This is a genomic window from Corallibacter sp., assembly GCF_048381695.1.
GTDB lineage: Bacteria > Bacteroidota > Bacteroidia > Flavobacteriales > Flavobacteriaceae > Corallibacter > Corallibacter vietnamensis.
On sequence record NZ_JBLXHI010000001.1, the window covers coordinates 366,202 to 378,719 of the forward strand.

The following is a 12,518-nucleotide window of genomic DNA, read 5'->3' on the forward strand; positions in this document are numbered from 1 at the left end:
TTTTATTGCAGTTTATTTACTCAACATCAAAAGTTCATTACAAACTATTTCAGTTGTGTAGTGTTTTTTACCTTCTTTGTCTTCCCAAGAGCGATTTGTAAGTTTACCTTCAACCGCAATTTCTTGTCCTTTAGAAATATAATTCTCTACTACTTTTACAAGGCCACCACGAACAATGATGTTGTGCCAGTAAGCGCGTTCTATTTTATTTCCGTTTTTGTCTTTGTAGCTATCATCTGTAGCAAGAGAGAATTTGGCAATTTTATTACCATTATCAAAATTTACAATTTCAGGATCTTGTCCTAATCTACCAATCAACTGTACTTTGTTTCTAAGCGTGTTCATAATTTTATTTTTTAAATGTTAAACAGTTAATACCATCGAGTTCTTACGTTTCGACAAGGCAAAGATGCTATGACTACTAATAGAAAGTCGGTAGTTACCTATTTAAATTCGTTTGTAAATGTTTGTAAACGAATAAAAGCTATCGTTATAAAGCATCATTATTCACTATATTTGTAAGTATGGTAAGACTTTTAAGCTATTTGTATCCTATTACTAAAAAGATAAAATCTGATGTAAATGGTGTTTTGGAAATAACCTGGTATAATGGGAAAAAACATTTAAACTCTAAAAACGCCAATTATTCCTACGGTTCATTACAGCGTATTTTAAAATTTGGTTTAGAGAAAATAGACCTTCATAAAGTGCGTTCTGTTTTACTTTTAGGATTAGGAGGCGGAAGTGTTATAAAAACCCTTTATGAGGATTTTAACTTTGAAGGAGTTATTACGGCTGTTGATATTGACCCAGAAATTATTAAAATAGCAAAAGAAGAATTTGCGCTTCAAACTAACAACAAATTACATATAGTATGCGATGACGCACTTAATTATGTAGCTCAAAACTCATCTACATATGATTTAATAATTGTTGATTTATTTATAGACACAGAAGTTCCAAAACAATTTTTAGAACATCAATTCTGGCAAAATGTTATAAGACTTAAATCAGCAAAAGGTTGTTTGCTTTTTAATGCTTCATTAAAAACACATATAGAGCAAAATTTAGAAGCTGTGATTAGTTATTTAAAAACGAAAGTCTATAAGGTTGATGTTTACGAAAAAGTGAATGATACTAACACTGTTGTTGTTGCAAATTCTATTTAGATGTTTGTAAGTGAATAATTTATATATTTATAAGACTTTATTTCTGTAGTATGAAATTTAATATAGAAACCGAAAGACTTCTTTTAAGAGAAATGAGAGACGAAGATCTGGAAGGGATGTTTGAGCTTGATTCAAATCCTAATGTTCATCGTTATTTAGGTAATAAACCTATCAAGAAAATTGCCGAAGCACAGAAAGTAATAGAAGGAGTAAAGCAGCAGTATAAAGAGCGTGGTATAGGTAGATGGTCTGTTATCAACAAAGAAACAGATGAGTTTATGGGATGGTCTGGTATTCGGTTAAATACAGAATATAATATGAATGGTTTTACGACATATTATGATGTAGGTTACAGACTAATTGAGCGTTTTTGGGGAAATGGATACGCTACTGAATCAGGTAAAGCTGCAGTGCAATATGCATTTCATACCATGAAGCTACCAGCACTTTATGCAACAACAGAAAAAGACAATAGAGCATCTCATAATGCGCTTTTAAAAATAGGATTGCATTATGTAGAAGATTTTTATTTTGAAGAAGAAGCTATGGATTTACGTTGGTATAAAATTGAAAATAAATGATTCAAAAGCAATGTCCAGAATGTGGTGAAAAAATAGTAGGCAGAATTGATAAAAAATTCTGTAGTGATGCGTGCCGTAATTCTTATAATAACCGAATAAACAAGGATAGTAAAAACTTAATTAGAAATACGAATAACCGTCTACGTAAAAATTACCGCATTTTAGAAGCTTTGAATCCTGATAAAAAAACTAAAACCTCACGAGCAAGACTCATTGAAAAAGGTTTTGATTTTAACTACATAACAAGCATTTATACCACAAAGGCCGGAACGGTTTATTATTTTGTTTATGACCAAGGTTATTTGCCTTTAGAAGGTGATTATTATGCCCTGGTAAAGCGAGAAAATTAATTTTATTACCTTAAAAAATCCACCATAGCAGTAAGGATGTAATACTGTAAAACACCAATAAAAATAATTCTAATTTGTATTTATAAAACAATTTAGACATAGTTTGTTTTTTTAAAAAAATTGAGGTTCTCTTTAATTTAATACTATTATGCAGCTCGATTTTATTGACCAAAACTGCATAATAGTTGTTATAGCAAACACATAACCTTGTTGTGAAATGGTTTTAGTTAATAATAACCTTCTTAACAAGCGTTCCTTGATTGAAATCTAATTTTAGGATGTAAACACCTTTTGACATTGTACTCGTTGAAATTTCGCTACTTGCACCTGTATGTATTTTTGCTCCAGTAATAGTATATAGTGTATAACTATTCAACTGTAGGTTATTGGTTGATGTTATAGTTAAGCTTTCAGGGTTTGTTATGATTTTTACAGTATTTTGAAGTTGAAACTCATCCACACTTAAAGCGTCTTCAGTTACTGGATTAAAACCAGTCCACAATGCTCCTGCATCAGTCACATAAGCACTTATAGTACCAGGAGGTATATGTAGGTGCATATTGCCACGATATACGTAATTCCCAAAAGTATCCGAACTACCACCAGTAACCACAGTTGGAGGTGTTGTTGCTAACGATGTAACACTTGTTAAATTTGGGTTATATCCAAAAGCAATTGAACCTATATTAGTAACGCTAGCAGGAATAGTAATTGATGATAAATTATTGCCCGTAAATGCCGTAACTCCAATTGAAGATACACTATTTCCAAGTGTTAGGTTTGTTGCATTATTATTAGCAAAAGCACTGGTTCCTATGCCAGTAACATTATCAGGTATAACGATGTTAGCTATTTGATTGTTAGAAAAAGCATTAGAGCCAATACTTGTTACATTATCTGGTATTACAACGTTTGATAATTGATTGTTTCTAAATGCTTGATTTGGTATGCTCGTGATATTAGAGGAAATGGTAACGCTTTGTAATTGATTTACAGAAAAGCAATTTGTGCCAATTGAAGTCACATTATCTGGTATTACAACATTTGTTATCGCATTATTTAAAAATGCTTGATCTCCTATATCTGTAACTCCTGTTCCAATAGTAACACTTTGCAATTGGTTATTAGTAAAAGCATTAAAATTTATACTAGTAATATTATCTGGAATGACAAGATTTGTTATTTGATTATTACCAAAAGTACTATTGGCTATTTCAGTAATTCCCGTTGGAATAGTAATACTAGTTAGCTGATTATTGAAAAACGATGTAGCCCCTAAGAACGTAATATTGTCTGATAAATTTAAGGTAGAAATAGCATTATTCCTAAAGGCATTTGGGTAAATACTTGTAATGTTATTGGACATAGAAACACTCGTCAATCCTTTACTTTCAAAAGCATTAGAACCTATAATCGTAACACTATACGCTGTACCATTATAGTCAACAGTAGCAGGTATATTAACTACAGTACCTCCGGTTGCATCATAATCTGATATTACAACCGAAGTTGAATTATTTATAATTTGATAAGTAAAATAATTATCAACAAAAGTCTGCGAATACCCAATCACAGCTATACAAAAAGCGATTAATGCAAGTAGATTTTTTTTACTCATGTAACATCTATTGCTTAAGTGTTTGTGAAAACGTGTAAAGTTTTTCATAATATTAAAGATTTAAGGTTATTGATTTAAAATTGTTTTAATGTTTAGTAATCTATTTTAATTAGGTTGCCATCTAAAGTGTAGAAAAAGCTAAAAGTGGTTCCTCCATGTTCAGGCTCTAAAGTCACCAAGTATTCTGCTTTAGATATGTCACCGTTTTTTGGGAACTTTATAGACGCGATACTCAATTTTGGATTTTTAAGGTTTTTACTTTTCTTTAATTTTAGTTTGGATGTTTCTACCAAACCACCCAATTTTGTTAGGTTTATATTGTTATTCAGTTGGTACATGTAATCGGTAGCTTTAGTGCCTTGAGGTACTTCAATTGCTATATCAGAATTTTGCTGCCAATCATTTTTTACCATATTCCATTCTTCCATTTTTAATGATTCTGGGTTTTCAGCAACAATAACATTTAAGCTATTGCCTATAGTTGAGTTATGAACAACACTTAAATTAGTATAGTAAGCATCTTCACCAAACTTGCTTTTAAGGTGTTGTTCTAAAACACTAAAACCTTTGGCAGTAGTAGGTTGTTGACTTAAATTATCTCTACATGAATAAAAAAGAAGAGATAAAATAAAAACTAAAGCTATGTGCTTTTTTTTGTTTGATTTAGAGATGTTTATAGACATACTTTTATCTGTTGCTTATGATAAATGTATGCTACGGATATTGAGTGTGAAATAGTGAATAGATATATACGGGCTATAAATCCATAAGCGTTGCACTAGAAACTATATTTGAAAAGTGAATTGAGCTAGGTTTTCTAGTTTTTGTTTAAAAAAGAAGAGACAAACGCATCTTTTTTTCTTGAAGAAACGGGTATTTTTTTTCCGTTTTTTAAGTAAATAGTTCCCGATTTATCATACTTGTCAATAAATTTTAAATTGACCATATATGATTGATGAGGTCGTGTGAAATTTGCAGCATTTAGTTGATCTTCAAATGTTTTTAGCGTTTTAGAAACCACGTGTTTTTTGCCATTACTACAATAAAATGATGTATAACCTTTGTCAGACTCACAATACATAAGTTCGTTAAGATCTATAACCTGAAAGCTATCATGAAGTGATAAAATGAGTTTAGAATCTTCATTGTTCCAAACTGATTTTACTGTTTTTATTTGTTGCTTTTGTTCAGTAACTGTCAAGGCAGCTACTTTTTGTAAGGCTATCTCTAGATCTGTTATATCAACAGGTTTTAGAATGTAATCTACAGCACCAATTTTTAGTGCTTGTAAGGCATATTCTTCATAAGCAGTAATAAAAATGATTTTAAAGTTTAGATGTTCAGTCTGATCTAGAAAATCAAAGGCATTACCATCAGTAAGATTTATATCTAAAAAAATCAAATCTGGTTTACAAGCATTTGTAACTACAACGGCATCTTTAACAGATTCACATTCGCCAATAACAGTAACATCTGTATCAATAAGCTGTAGCAAATTTAATAAGCCTTTTCTTATGTATGCTTTGTCTTCAACGAGTAACGTTTTCATGATATAAGAATGATTTTATGAGGTATTACTAAAGTGACCAAAGTGCCTTGTTCATTATACTTTTTTCTGTCTTCAATAGTTACAGATCCTTCCATGTTATAATCTTTAGAAAGTACAGCAAGGCGTTCAGCAGTAATGGTTGTGGCTAGAGAGCTTTTGTTTTTATTATTGCTTTTTATAATAGAACAATCAATGCCAATGCCGTTATCAGCAATAGTACAAATTAATTTTTTATCATTGTAAGTAAGTTTTATGTCTATTTGCTTATCGTCTGTTTTGTTTTTAAATGCGTGTTCAATAGCATTTTCTACAAAGGGTTGAATAAGCATAGGAGGAATTTCAAACAACGAGACATTTATTGTATCATCAACTAAAACGGTATGTTTAAAAGCATCATTTTCTAAATTTTGCAGTGTTAGGTAGTTTTGAATTGCTAAAAGCTCTTGTGAGAGTAAAACCATTTTATCTCTGGAGTTCTCTAGTGTAATACGTAATAGCTTTGAAAATTTAGACAAATAAAATATTGATTTTTTATCTTCTTTATTTAATATCATGCCTTGTAACACAGAGAGTGAATTAAAAATGAAATGCGGTGTCATTTGAGAGCGCAATAATTTCTGCTCAATGACAATGTTTTGTGTTTTTGCTTTTTCATTTCTCAATTTTAATGAAAAAATAATACCTCCTAAAACAATAGCAGTCATTAAAAATGCAATAACACCTATAAATAAATTGCGTTGTGTTTCCTCTAAATGTTGAGAAGTAGCCATTACTGTTTTTGTAAGCTTTAACTCTCTAATACTTGCTGAATCTAACGCTTGTTTGTATTTATATTCATACTCTAATTGTGTGATTTTCTCTATGCTTTCTTCATTGAAAAGGCTGTCATTTATAGTTTTAAATTGCTGATGATTTAATAAGGCGGCTTTAAAGTCTCCTTTTTTTTCGTAAACATTAGCCAGAATGTAATAAGCGTTTTTTTGATGTAATAAAAGTTCTTGTTCTTCTGATAGTTGCCCTAATTTTTCTGCATTAGATAAAGCGAGATCGTATTTTTTCATGAGATAGTAGGCTTCAGCCATACCGTGATAAGAATCTGCTAAATTGTATGAATTGTTATTGTTTAAAGTTATTGTATTTGCTTCTTTAAAATAACTTAAAGCTTGTGTGTATTTGTCAATTTCTAAATGAATAAAACCAAGCCCATTAAGAGCAGTAGCTAAATTTACATTGTCATTAATTTCTTTACTTAAAGCGATAGATTCATTGTAATAAGTAATGGCTTTATCAAATTCGTTTTTATCATAGTAAATCCCTGCAATATTATTTTTTAAAGCTGTTACGTTTTTAACATTGAATTTGGCCTTGTCAATTTCTAGTGCTTTGTTGTAAAAATGTAGCGCTTTATTATTAAGACCTTGAAAACGGTAAACATTTCCTATGTTATTTAATGATTGAAATATTCCTATAGAATCTTTAGCACTTTTAGCAATTTCTAAAGAATTATTATGGTACTCTAAAGCTACAGGATAATTGCCTTGACTGTAATAAATATTGGCTATAGAGTTTAAAGAGTTAAGTATTCCTAAAGAGTCCTTTGTTTCTCTATTAACCTTTAAGGCTTTTTTAAAATTGATTAATGCATCCTTGTAATTTCCTGTGTTAGCTTGAATGTTTCCAATATTATATAAATATTTATGGACGGTTTCGTCATTATCAATTTGTTTGGCAAGCTCTAGGGCTTTTTTGTAATACGTTATAGCAAGATCAAAATTTCCTCTATAAGCATTTAATACACCCAACCCATTGTTGCACTTCTTTAAGCCGTTTTTATCATCAATAGATGTATATAGTTGTACAGACTTTTCATAGTTTTCAATCGCTACTTCAAAATTGGCTTGTTCTGTATACACAACACCTTTTATGTAATAACTGTGCGCTAAAAACTTTACAATTTGTAACTCTTCAGCTAAAGACAAAGCCTCATCTATATATTTTATAGCTTGAGGCGGATTATTTCGGTAATTGTAAAACGCTAAATAATTAAGCGTATTTAAACGAATAGTATCTTTTTTTTGATGTGTTTTTAAAACGTTTTCTAAACTGTCTATAGCTGTTTTTTGAGAAAACGTAGTTTGTAATGCTGTAAAAAAACAGATTAAAAAAATTAAGGCTAAGTTAATGTTCTTCATGAACCTGTAAAATGGGTTGTTGTATGATGATGTGTTATCAGATAAGGCGAATAGCAATATTTAAAACATATCAATGGTTTTAAATATAAACATAAAAAAGTTAAAATAGGGGTTTTAATAATAACACTAAATAGGTGTTATATAAATGACAGCATTCATTAAATATGTGCTTGGTTTCATTACATATTTGCTTCATTTAAACAAAAAAGCATTTTTGTGTTTTATTTCCAATTATGCCCTTTAAGTTTTAGGGCAGCTTTAAGAATATCTTTTTGGCTTATTTGTCCTACAAGTTTACCATTTTCAACTATAGGAAAACGTCGTATTTTAGAATCTAAAAATTTTTTGGCAGCATCAAACACATTCATATTGCCATCTATAGTTTCTACATTTTTAATCATGCGTTTTTCTACATTATCTTGTTCCATAGGCATATTGTAATAACGGCTATCACTTATTTGTTTTAAGCAATCTCCTTCAGAAATAATACCAACAAGCTCGTTTTTGTCATTTACAACAGGTCCACCAGAAATTTTATTGGTTATCAAAGATTCAATAACCTCTTCAACAGACTGTTCTGGCTTAAACGTAATTAAGTCTCGAGTCATATAATCACTTACCTTAAAAGGTTCATCTACAATAGAATTTTGCTGTTGCTTTCTAGCGCCTTGAAAACTTTTTATACCCATGATACGTGTTTTTAGTGTTTCTAATATACACTTTTTTAATGAGTTATCCTAAAGTGATTGTTGTGGTGTGAACTTGCTTTATAAATATGTATTTTTATAACAGCTAACCAATATGCTCATACATTATGATAAAAAAAGCGATTGCTCTTATACTTATAGCTATTACTGTTTTTTGGAGTTTTTACGTGCTTTTGCCAAGTAAAATCTCAAATATAGATACGCCTAATAATGCGTTTTCTACAGATCGCGCTTTAGTTCAATTAAAAGAAATTTCCAAAGCACCTCATTATTTAGGTAATGAAGCGCATGCAAAAGTTAGAGATTATATCATAAGTGAATTAGAAAAATTAGAACTAAAAACAGAAGTGCAAATAGATTACTCTATGAGTCAATGGGGTAATTTATCAAAGCCTAAAAATGTATTGGCAAGAATACCCGGAAGCAATTCTGGCAAAGCACTTTTATTATTGTCTCACTATGATAGTAATCCGCATTCTTCTATAGGCGCAAGTGATGCTGGATCTGGAGTAGTTACAATCTTGGAAGGAATACGTGCTTTTTTAAGTACAGGAAAACAACCTAAAAATGACATTATTATTCTTATAACCGATGGTGAAGAACTAGGACTTAATGGCGCTGATATTTTTGTTAATAAACATCCGTGGGCAAAAGATGTTGGTTTAGTATTAAATTTTGAAGCTCGTGGAAGCGGTGGACCAAGCTATATGCTAATAGAAACAAACCAAGGAAACGCTAATTTAATGAAAGGTTTTGTTGCGGCAAATCCAGAGTTTCCAGTAGCTAATTCTTTAGCCTATAGTATTTATAAAATGCTTCCAAATGATACCGATTTAACACGTTTTAGAGCAGATAAAGATATTGACGGATTTAATTTCGCCTTTATAGATGATCATTTTGATTATCACACAGCTTTGGATACTTATGACCGATTAGATAGAAATACACTTGAACATCAAGGTAGTTATTTAATGCCGCTTTTAACATATTTTGCTGATGCTGATTTAACAAATATAAAAAGCACAGAAGACTACATTTACTTTAATGTACCATTATTTAAAACGGTGATTTATCCTTTTTCTTGGATTATTCCTATGCTTATAATTGCTTTGGTTTTATTTATAGTGTTGTTGGTTTATGGTTTAAAAAGAAAAGCGATGACTATTTCTGAAATTAGAAAAGGATATGGTGCGTTTTTCATAGCACTACTAGTATCTGGAGGAATTGGTTTTGGCCTATGGAAACTTATACTTATTGTATATCCTCAATACAATGAAATGCTTCACGGATTTACTTACAACGGGCATACATATATAGCTCTGTTTGTTTGTATTGCTTTAGCCATTTGTTTTTATGTATATCATAAAGTTTACAACGTTGAAAATACAGCTAGTTTGTTAGTTGCTCCGTTGTCGTTTTGGTTGCTTATTTGTGCAATAGTAGCATTTAAACTACAAGGTGCTAGCTTTTTTATTATTCCGGTGTTTTTTGCGTTATTGAGTTTGTTTGTTGTCATTAGACAAAAAAAACCAAACCTTATTTTACTTGCTTTATTAGGAATGCCACTGCTTACAATTATGGCGCCTTTAGTAAAAATGTTTCCCGTTGGTTTAGGGCTCAAAATTTTATTTGTGTCCTGTATTTTTGTAGTGTTTATTTTTAGTTTATTAATCTCTGTTTTCGGATATTTTAAGCATAAAAATAGACTATCAGTTGTATTTATAATAGCAAGTGTTTGGTTCTTGATATCAGCCCATACAAATTCTCATTTTACACAGAATACTCCTAAACCGAATAGCTTAATTTACATGTTAGATACGAACTCAAATACTGCTGTTTGGGCAACGTATGATGATGTTTTAGATGCGTGGACAGAAGCTTATCTTACCAAAACTCCAGATAATGCCGATTTACTAAAGCAAAACACCATAGGTAGTAAATACAAATCAGGGTTTACGTATACTAAAAAAGCACCTTTAAAACAGTTACAAAAACCAGTAATAGATATAACACACGATACCATTGTAAATGGAAAAAGACAAATTGCTATTTGTATTACTTCAAAACGACAAGCAGAGCGTATTGAGGTTTTTTCTGATACAACAAATGTATTTTATAGCGCAACAATAAATGGTGTAAGCGCCTATAAAAACACAGATTCTGAATACGTGTTCAGTGAAAGACTAAATAACAGGTTGTTTAGTTATTTTGTGACAGACAATGAACCATTAGATATAATTATTACAGTTCCTGAAAGCCAAGAAACAAGTTTGCAGTTTTATGAGTGCACATACGATTTACTTACAAATGCTATGTTTTCTGTTCCAGATAGAAAAGCAAATATGATTCCAAAACCATTTGTTTTAAATGATGCTGTAGTAATAAAAAGCTCGGTTACTATTAAATAATTAGCATTGCTTTAAGAGTTTACATACAGATTTTTTTTAGTTTTGAGCCGATAAATTAAAATTATATAATAATGAAACGATTATTACTACTTGTTGTATTAGTAACTGCTTTTTCAGTAAATGCACAAACAAATCAGCAATTACTAAAGCATTATGAAGCTTTTTATAAACAAATGCGAGAGCAAGGCGATATTCAAGGCATGATAAATGGTTTAACGCATCTTAATGTGCTAGCACCATCTCAAGCCAGAAAAGATACATTGTCATACATTTACATGAGCGAAGGTAAATACGTTCAGGCATTAAATACTATTGGTATTGAAAAAAACGTGTCAGATTCTGATATGGCATTAGAGGTAAAAGCTGTATCGTTAAAATCATTAGGAGAAACAGAACGTGCTATTGAACAGTTTAAAGTGATGTATGATAGAGAGCCAAATGTAGGTGCTGCATACGAGTTAGCTGAACTATATTTACAAACTCAAAAACTAACAGAGGCAAATACTTATATTCAATACGGATTATTGAACTCTCAAGATGATATGGCAAAAGCATTTTATGAAACACAGCAGCCATATAGAGTGCCGTTAAAAGCAGCTTTTTTGTATTTAAAAGGTTTGGTAAAGTTTAACGAAAATAAAACAGATAATATTGATACCGCTATTTCGTTTTTAGATCAAGCGTTATCAATGGCGCCAAATTTCAATATGGCAAATATTAGTAAAAACGCCCTGTTATCTCAAAAACAAAAACCTGCAGAAACTCAAAATTCAGGAGAAAATAAAAATTAGATAACGGTATATTTAGAACAAAAAAAGCAGCATAATTTTATGCTGCTTTTTTTGTTGTTTTAAAATATGACTATGCGTACTTGGCCATAAACTCTTCAGCCTTTTTCACCATGTTTTTACTACCGCAAATAAAAGGTACACGCTGATGCAGTTCTGTAGGCTGTATGTCTAATATACGTGTAAATCCGTCACTTGCCTTACCGCTTGCTTGTTCAGCTAAAAAAGCCATCGGATTGCATTCATAAAGTAAACGTAATTTACCATTTGAGTTTTTAGAACTTTTTGGATATAGATAAATCCCACCTTTTATCATATTTCTATGAAAGTCAGATACTAAAGAGCCTATGTATCTACTTGTATAAGGGCGATCACCTTCTTCCATTTGGCAATACTTTATATAATCTTTGATGCCTTGTGGAAAGTGAATGTAGTTTCCTTCGTTTACGGAATAAATATGTCCATCTTCAGGGAACTTCATATCAGGATGTGATAAGTAAAATGTTCCAATTGCTGGGTTAAGTGTAAAACCATTTACGCCATCTCCAGTAGTATAAACGATCATTGTTGATGTTCCATAAACAACATAGCCAGCAGCAACTTGTTGGTTTCCTTTTTGAAGAAAATCCTCAATAGTTACAGGAGTTCCAACAGGTGTAACACGTCTATAAATAGAAAATATAGTTCCAACAGAAACATTAACATCAATGTTTGAAGAACCATCAAGCGGATCAATTAAAACCACATATTTATTCTGATTGTTTTCATCTTGACTGTTTATGGTTATAAAATCATCTTCTTCTTCACTAGCAATACCACAAACAATATTTCTTTTGGTCATGGTTTGTATAAACTTGTTATTCGCATAAACATCTAGCTTTTGTTGGTCTTCACCTTGAATGTTAGTATCACCAGCTGCGCCAATAATATCAACCAAACCAGCCTTGTTTACTTCGTGATTTACAACTTTTGCAGCTAGCCTTATTGAATTAATAAGTCTAGATAATTCTCCAGATGTATACTTAAATGATGCTTGATTTTCAATGATAAACTCTCCTAGAGTTTGATTTTTTCGAGACATGAAACCTGTAGTGTTGTGTTTTTACAAATATCGTATTTTTTACGAAACTACAACGTTTTCGTCAAAGATTAATAA

Annotated in this window: 12 protein-coding genes; 5 read left to right on the plus strand and 7 right to left on the minus strand. The window is 30.9% G+C overall.

Annotated features, from left to right (window positions below):
- Positions 1-12: 12 nt before the first annotated feature.
- Positions 13-345, minus strand: a complete 333-nt coding sequence (locus ACN5J3_RS01750; RefSeq protein ID WP_417290718.1) for a single-stranded DNA-binding protein — start codon at positions 343-345, stop codon at positions 13-15.
- Between the two features lie 179 nt (positions 346-524).
- Between ACN5J3_RS01750 and ACN5J3_RS01755 the strand changes: the two genes are divergently transcribed.
- From ACN5J3_RS01755 to ACN5J3_RS01765, 3 genes are read left to right on the plus strand one after another with little or no spacing between them, the layout of a single operon-like run.
- Positions 525-1,169: a spermidine synthase gene (locus ACN5J3_RS01755; protein ID WP_418510553.1), complete on the plus strand. Its 645-nt coding sequence runs from the start codon at positions 525-527 to the stop codon at positions 1,167-1,169.
- Between the two features lie 50 nt (positions 1,170-1,219).
- On the plus strand, positions 1,220-1,750 hold the full coding sequence (locus ACN5J3_RS01760) for a GNAT family N-acetyltransferase (protein WP_417290716.1): 531 nt from the start codon (positions 1,220-1,222) through the stop codon (positions 1,748-1,750).
- A complete protein-coding gene (locus ACN5J3_RS01765) occupies positions 1,750-2,100 on the plus strand; it encodes a hypothetical protein (RefSeq protein ID WP_417290858.1) in 351 nt (116 codons plus the stop codon). Before ACN5J3_RS01760 ends, ACN5J3_RS01765 begins: the two co-directional genes overlap by 1 nt.
- Before the next feature lie 223 nt (positions 2,101-2,323).
- On the opposite strand, the gene ACN5J3_RS01770 is transcribed toward ACN5J3_RS01765, so the two are convergent.
- From ACN5J3_RS01770 to ACN5J3_RS01790, 5 genes are all read right to left on the minus strand, one after another.
- Positions 2,324-3,766: a leucine-rich repeat domain-containing protein gene (locus tag ACN5J3_RS01770; RefSeq protein WP_418510554.1), complete on the minus strand. Its 1,443-nt coding sequence runs from the start codon at positions 3,764-3,766 to the stop codon at positions 2,324-2,326.
- A 44-nt stretch (positions 3,767-3,810) separates the two neighbouring features.
- Entirely contained in the window at positions 3,811-4,401 is a 591-nt protein-coding gene (locus tag ACN5J3_RS01775; RefSeq protein WP_418510555.1) for a hypothetical protein, read from the minus strand.
- Between the two features lie 134 nt (positions 4,402-4,535).
- Positions 4,536-5,267: a LytR/AlgR family response regulator transcription factor gene (locus tag ACN5J3_RS01780; RefSeq protein ID WP_418510556.1), complete on the minus strand. Its 732-nt coding sequence runs from the start codon at positions 5,265-5,267 to the stop codon at positions 4,536-4,538.
- Positions 5,264-7,459, minus strand: a complete 2,196-nt coding sequence (locus tag ACN5J3_RS01785) for a tetratricopeptide repeat protein (RefSeq protein WP_418510557.1) — start codon at positions 7,457-7,459, stop codon at positions 5,264-5,266. Before ACN5J3_RS01785 ends, ACN5J3_RS01780 begins: the two co-directional genes overlap by 4 nt.
- A 221-nt stretch (positions 7,460-7,680) precedes the next feature.
- Positions 7,681-8,148: a CBS domain-containing protein gene (locus tag ACN5J3_RS01790; RefSeq protein ID WP_344727441.1), complete on the minus strand. Its 468-nt coding sequence runs from the start codon at positions 8,146-8,148 to the stop codon at positions 7,681-7,683.
- 125 nt (positions 8,149-8,273) lie between these two features.
- Between ACN5J3_RS01790 and ACN5J3_RS01795 the strand changes: the two genes are divergently transcribed.
- On the plus strand, positions 8,274-10,574 hold the full coding sequence (locus tag ACN5J3_RS01795; RefSeq protein ID WP_418510558.1) for a M28 family peptidase: 2,301 nt from the start codon (positions 8,274-8,276) through the stop codon (positions 10,572-10,574).
- 71 nt (positions 10,575-10,645) lie between these two features.
- Complete coding sequence (locus ACN5J3_RS01800) at positions 10,646-11,365, plus strand: tetratricopeptide repeat protein (protein ID WP_418510559.1); 720 nt, start codon at positions 10,646-10,648, stop codon at positions 11,363-11,365.
- A gap of 70 nt (positions 11,366-11,435) precedes the next feature.
- Here the strand turns inward: ACN5J3_RS01800 and fbp are convergent, their stop codons facing one another.
- Complete coding sequence (gene fbp, locus ACN5J3_RS01805; protein WP_417290711.1) at positions 11,436-12,443, minus strand: class 1 fructose-bisphosphatase; 1,008 nt, start codon at positions 12,441-12,443, stop codon at positions 11,436-11,438.
- Positions 12,444-12,518 lie beyond the last annotated feature (75 nt).

Excerpts from the sequence above, each read along its gene's own strand:
- ACN5J3_RS01795 (WP_418510558.1), top strand. The coding sequence starts at position 8,274 with ATGATAAAAAAAGCGATTGCTCTTATACTTATAGCTATTACTGTTTTT.
- ACN5J3_RS01755 (WP_418510553.1), top strand. The coding sequence starts at position 525 with ATGGTAAGACTTTTAAGCTATTTGTATCCTATTACTAAAAAGATAAAA.
- ACN5J3_RS01780 (WP_418510556.1), bottom strand. The coding sequence starts at position 5,267 with ATGAAAACGTTACTCGTTGAAGACAAAGCATACATAAGAAAAGGCTTA.
- ACN5J3_RS01750 (WP_417290718.1), bottom strand. The coding sequence starts at position 345 with ATGAACACGCTTAGAAACAAAGTACAGTTGATTGGTAGATTAGGACAA.
- ACN5J3_RS01770 (WP_418510554.1), bottom strand. The coding sequence starts at position 3,766 with ATGAAAAACTTTACACGTTTTCACAAACACTTAAGCAATAGATGTTAC.
- ACN5J3_RS01790 (WP_344727441.1), bottom strand. The coding sequence starts at position 8,148 with ATGGGTATAAAAAGTTTTCAAGGCGCTAGAAAGCAACAGCAAAATTCT.
- ACN5J3_RS01785 (WP_418510557.1), bottom strand. The coding sequence starts at position 7,459 with ATGAAGAACATTAACTTAGCCTTAATTTTTTTAATCTGTTTTTTTACA.
- ACN5J3_RS01800 (WP_418510559.1), top strand. The coding sequence starts at position 10,646 with ATGAAACGATTATTACTACTTGTTGTATTAGTAACTGCTTTTTCAGTA.
- fbp (WP_417290711.1), bottom strand. The coding sequence starts at position 12,443 with ATGTCTCGAAAAAATCAAACTCTAGGAGAGTTTATCATTGAAAATCAA.
- ACN5J3_RS01760 (WP_417290716.1), top strand. The coding sequence starts at position 1,220 with ATGAAATTTAATATAGAAACCGAAAGACTTCTTTTAAGAGAAATGAGA.
- ACN5J3_RS01775 (WP_418510555.1), bottom strand. The coding sequence starts at position 4,401 with ATGTCTATAAACATCTCTAAATCAAACAAAAAAAAGCACATAGCTTTA.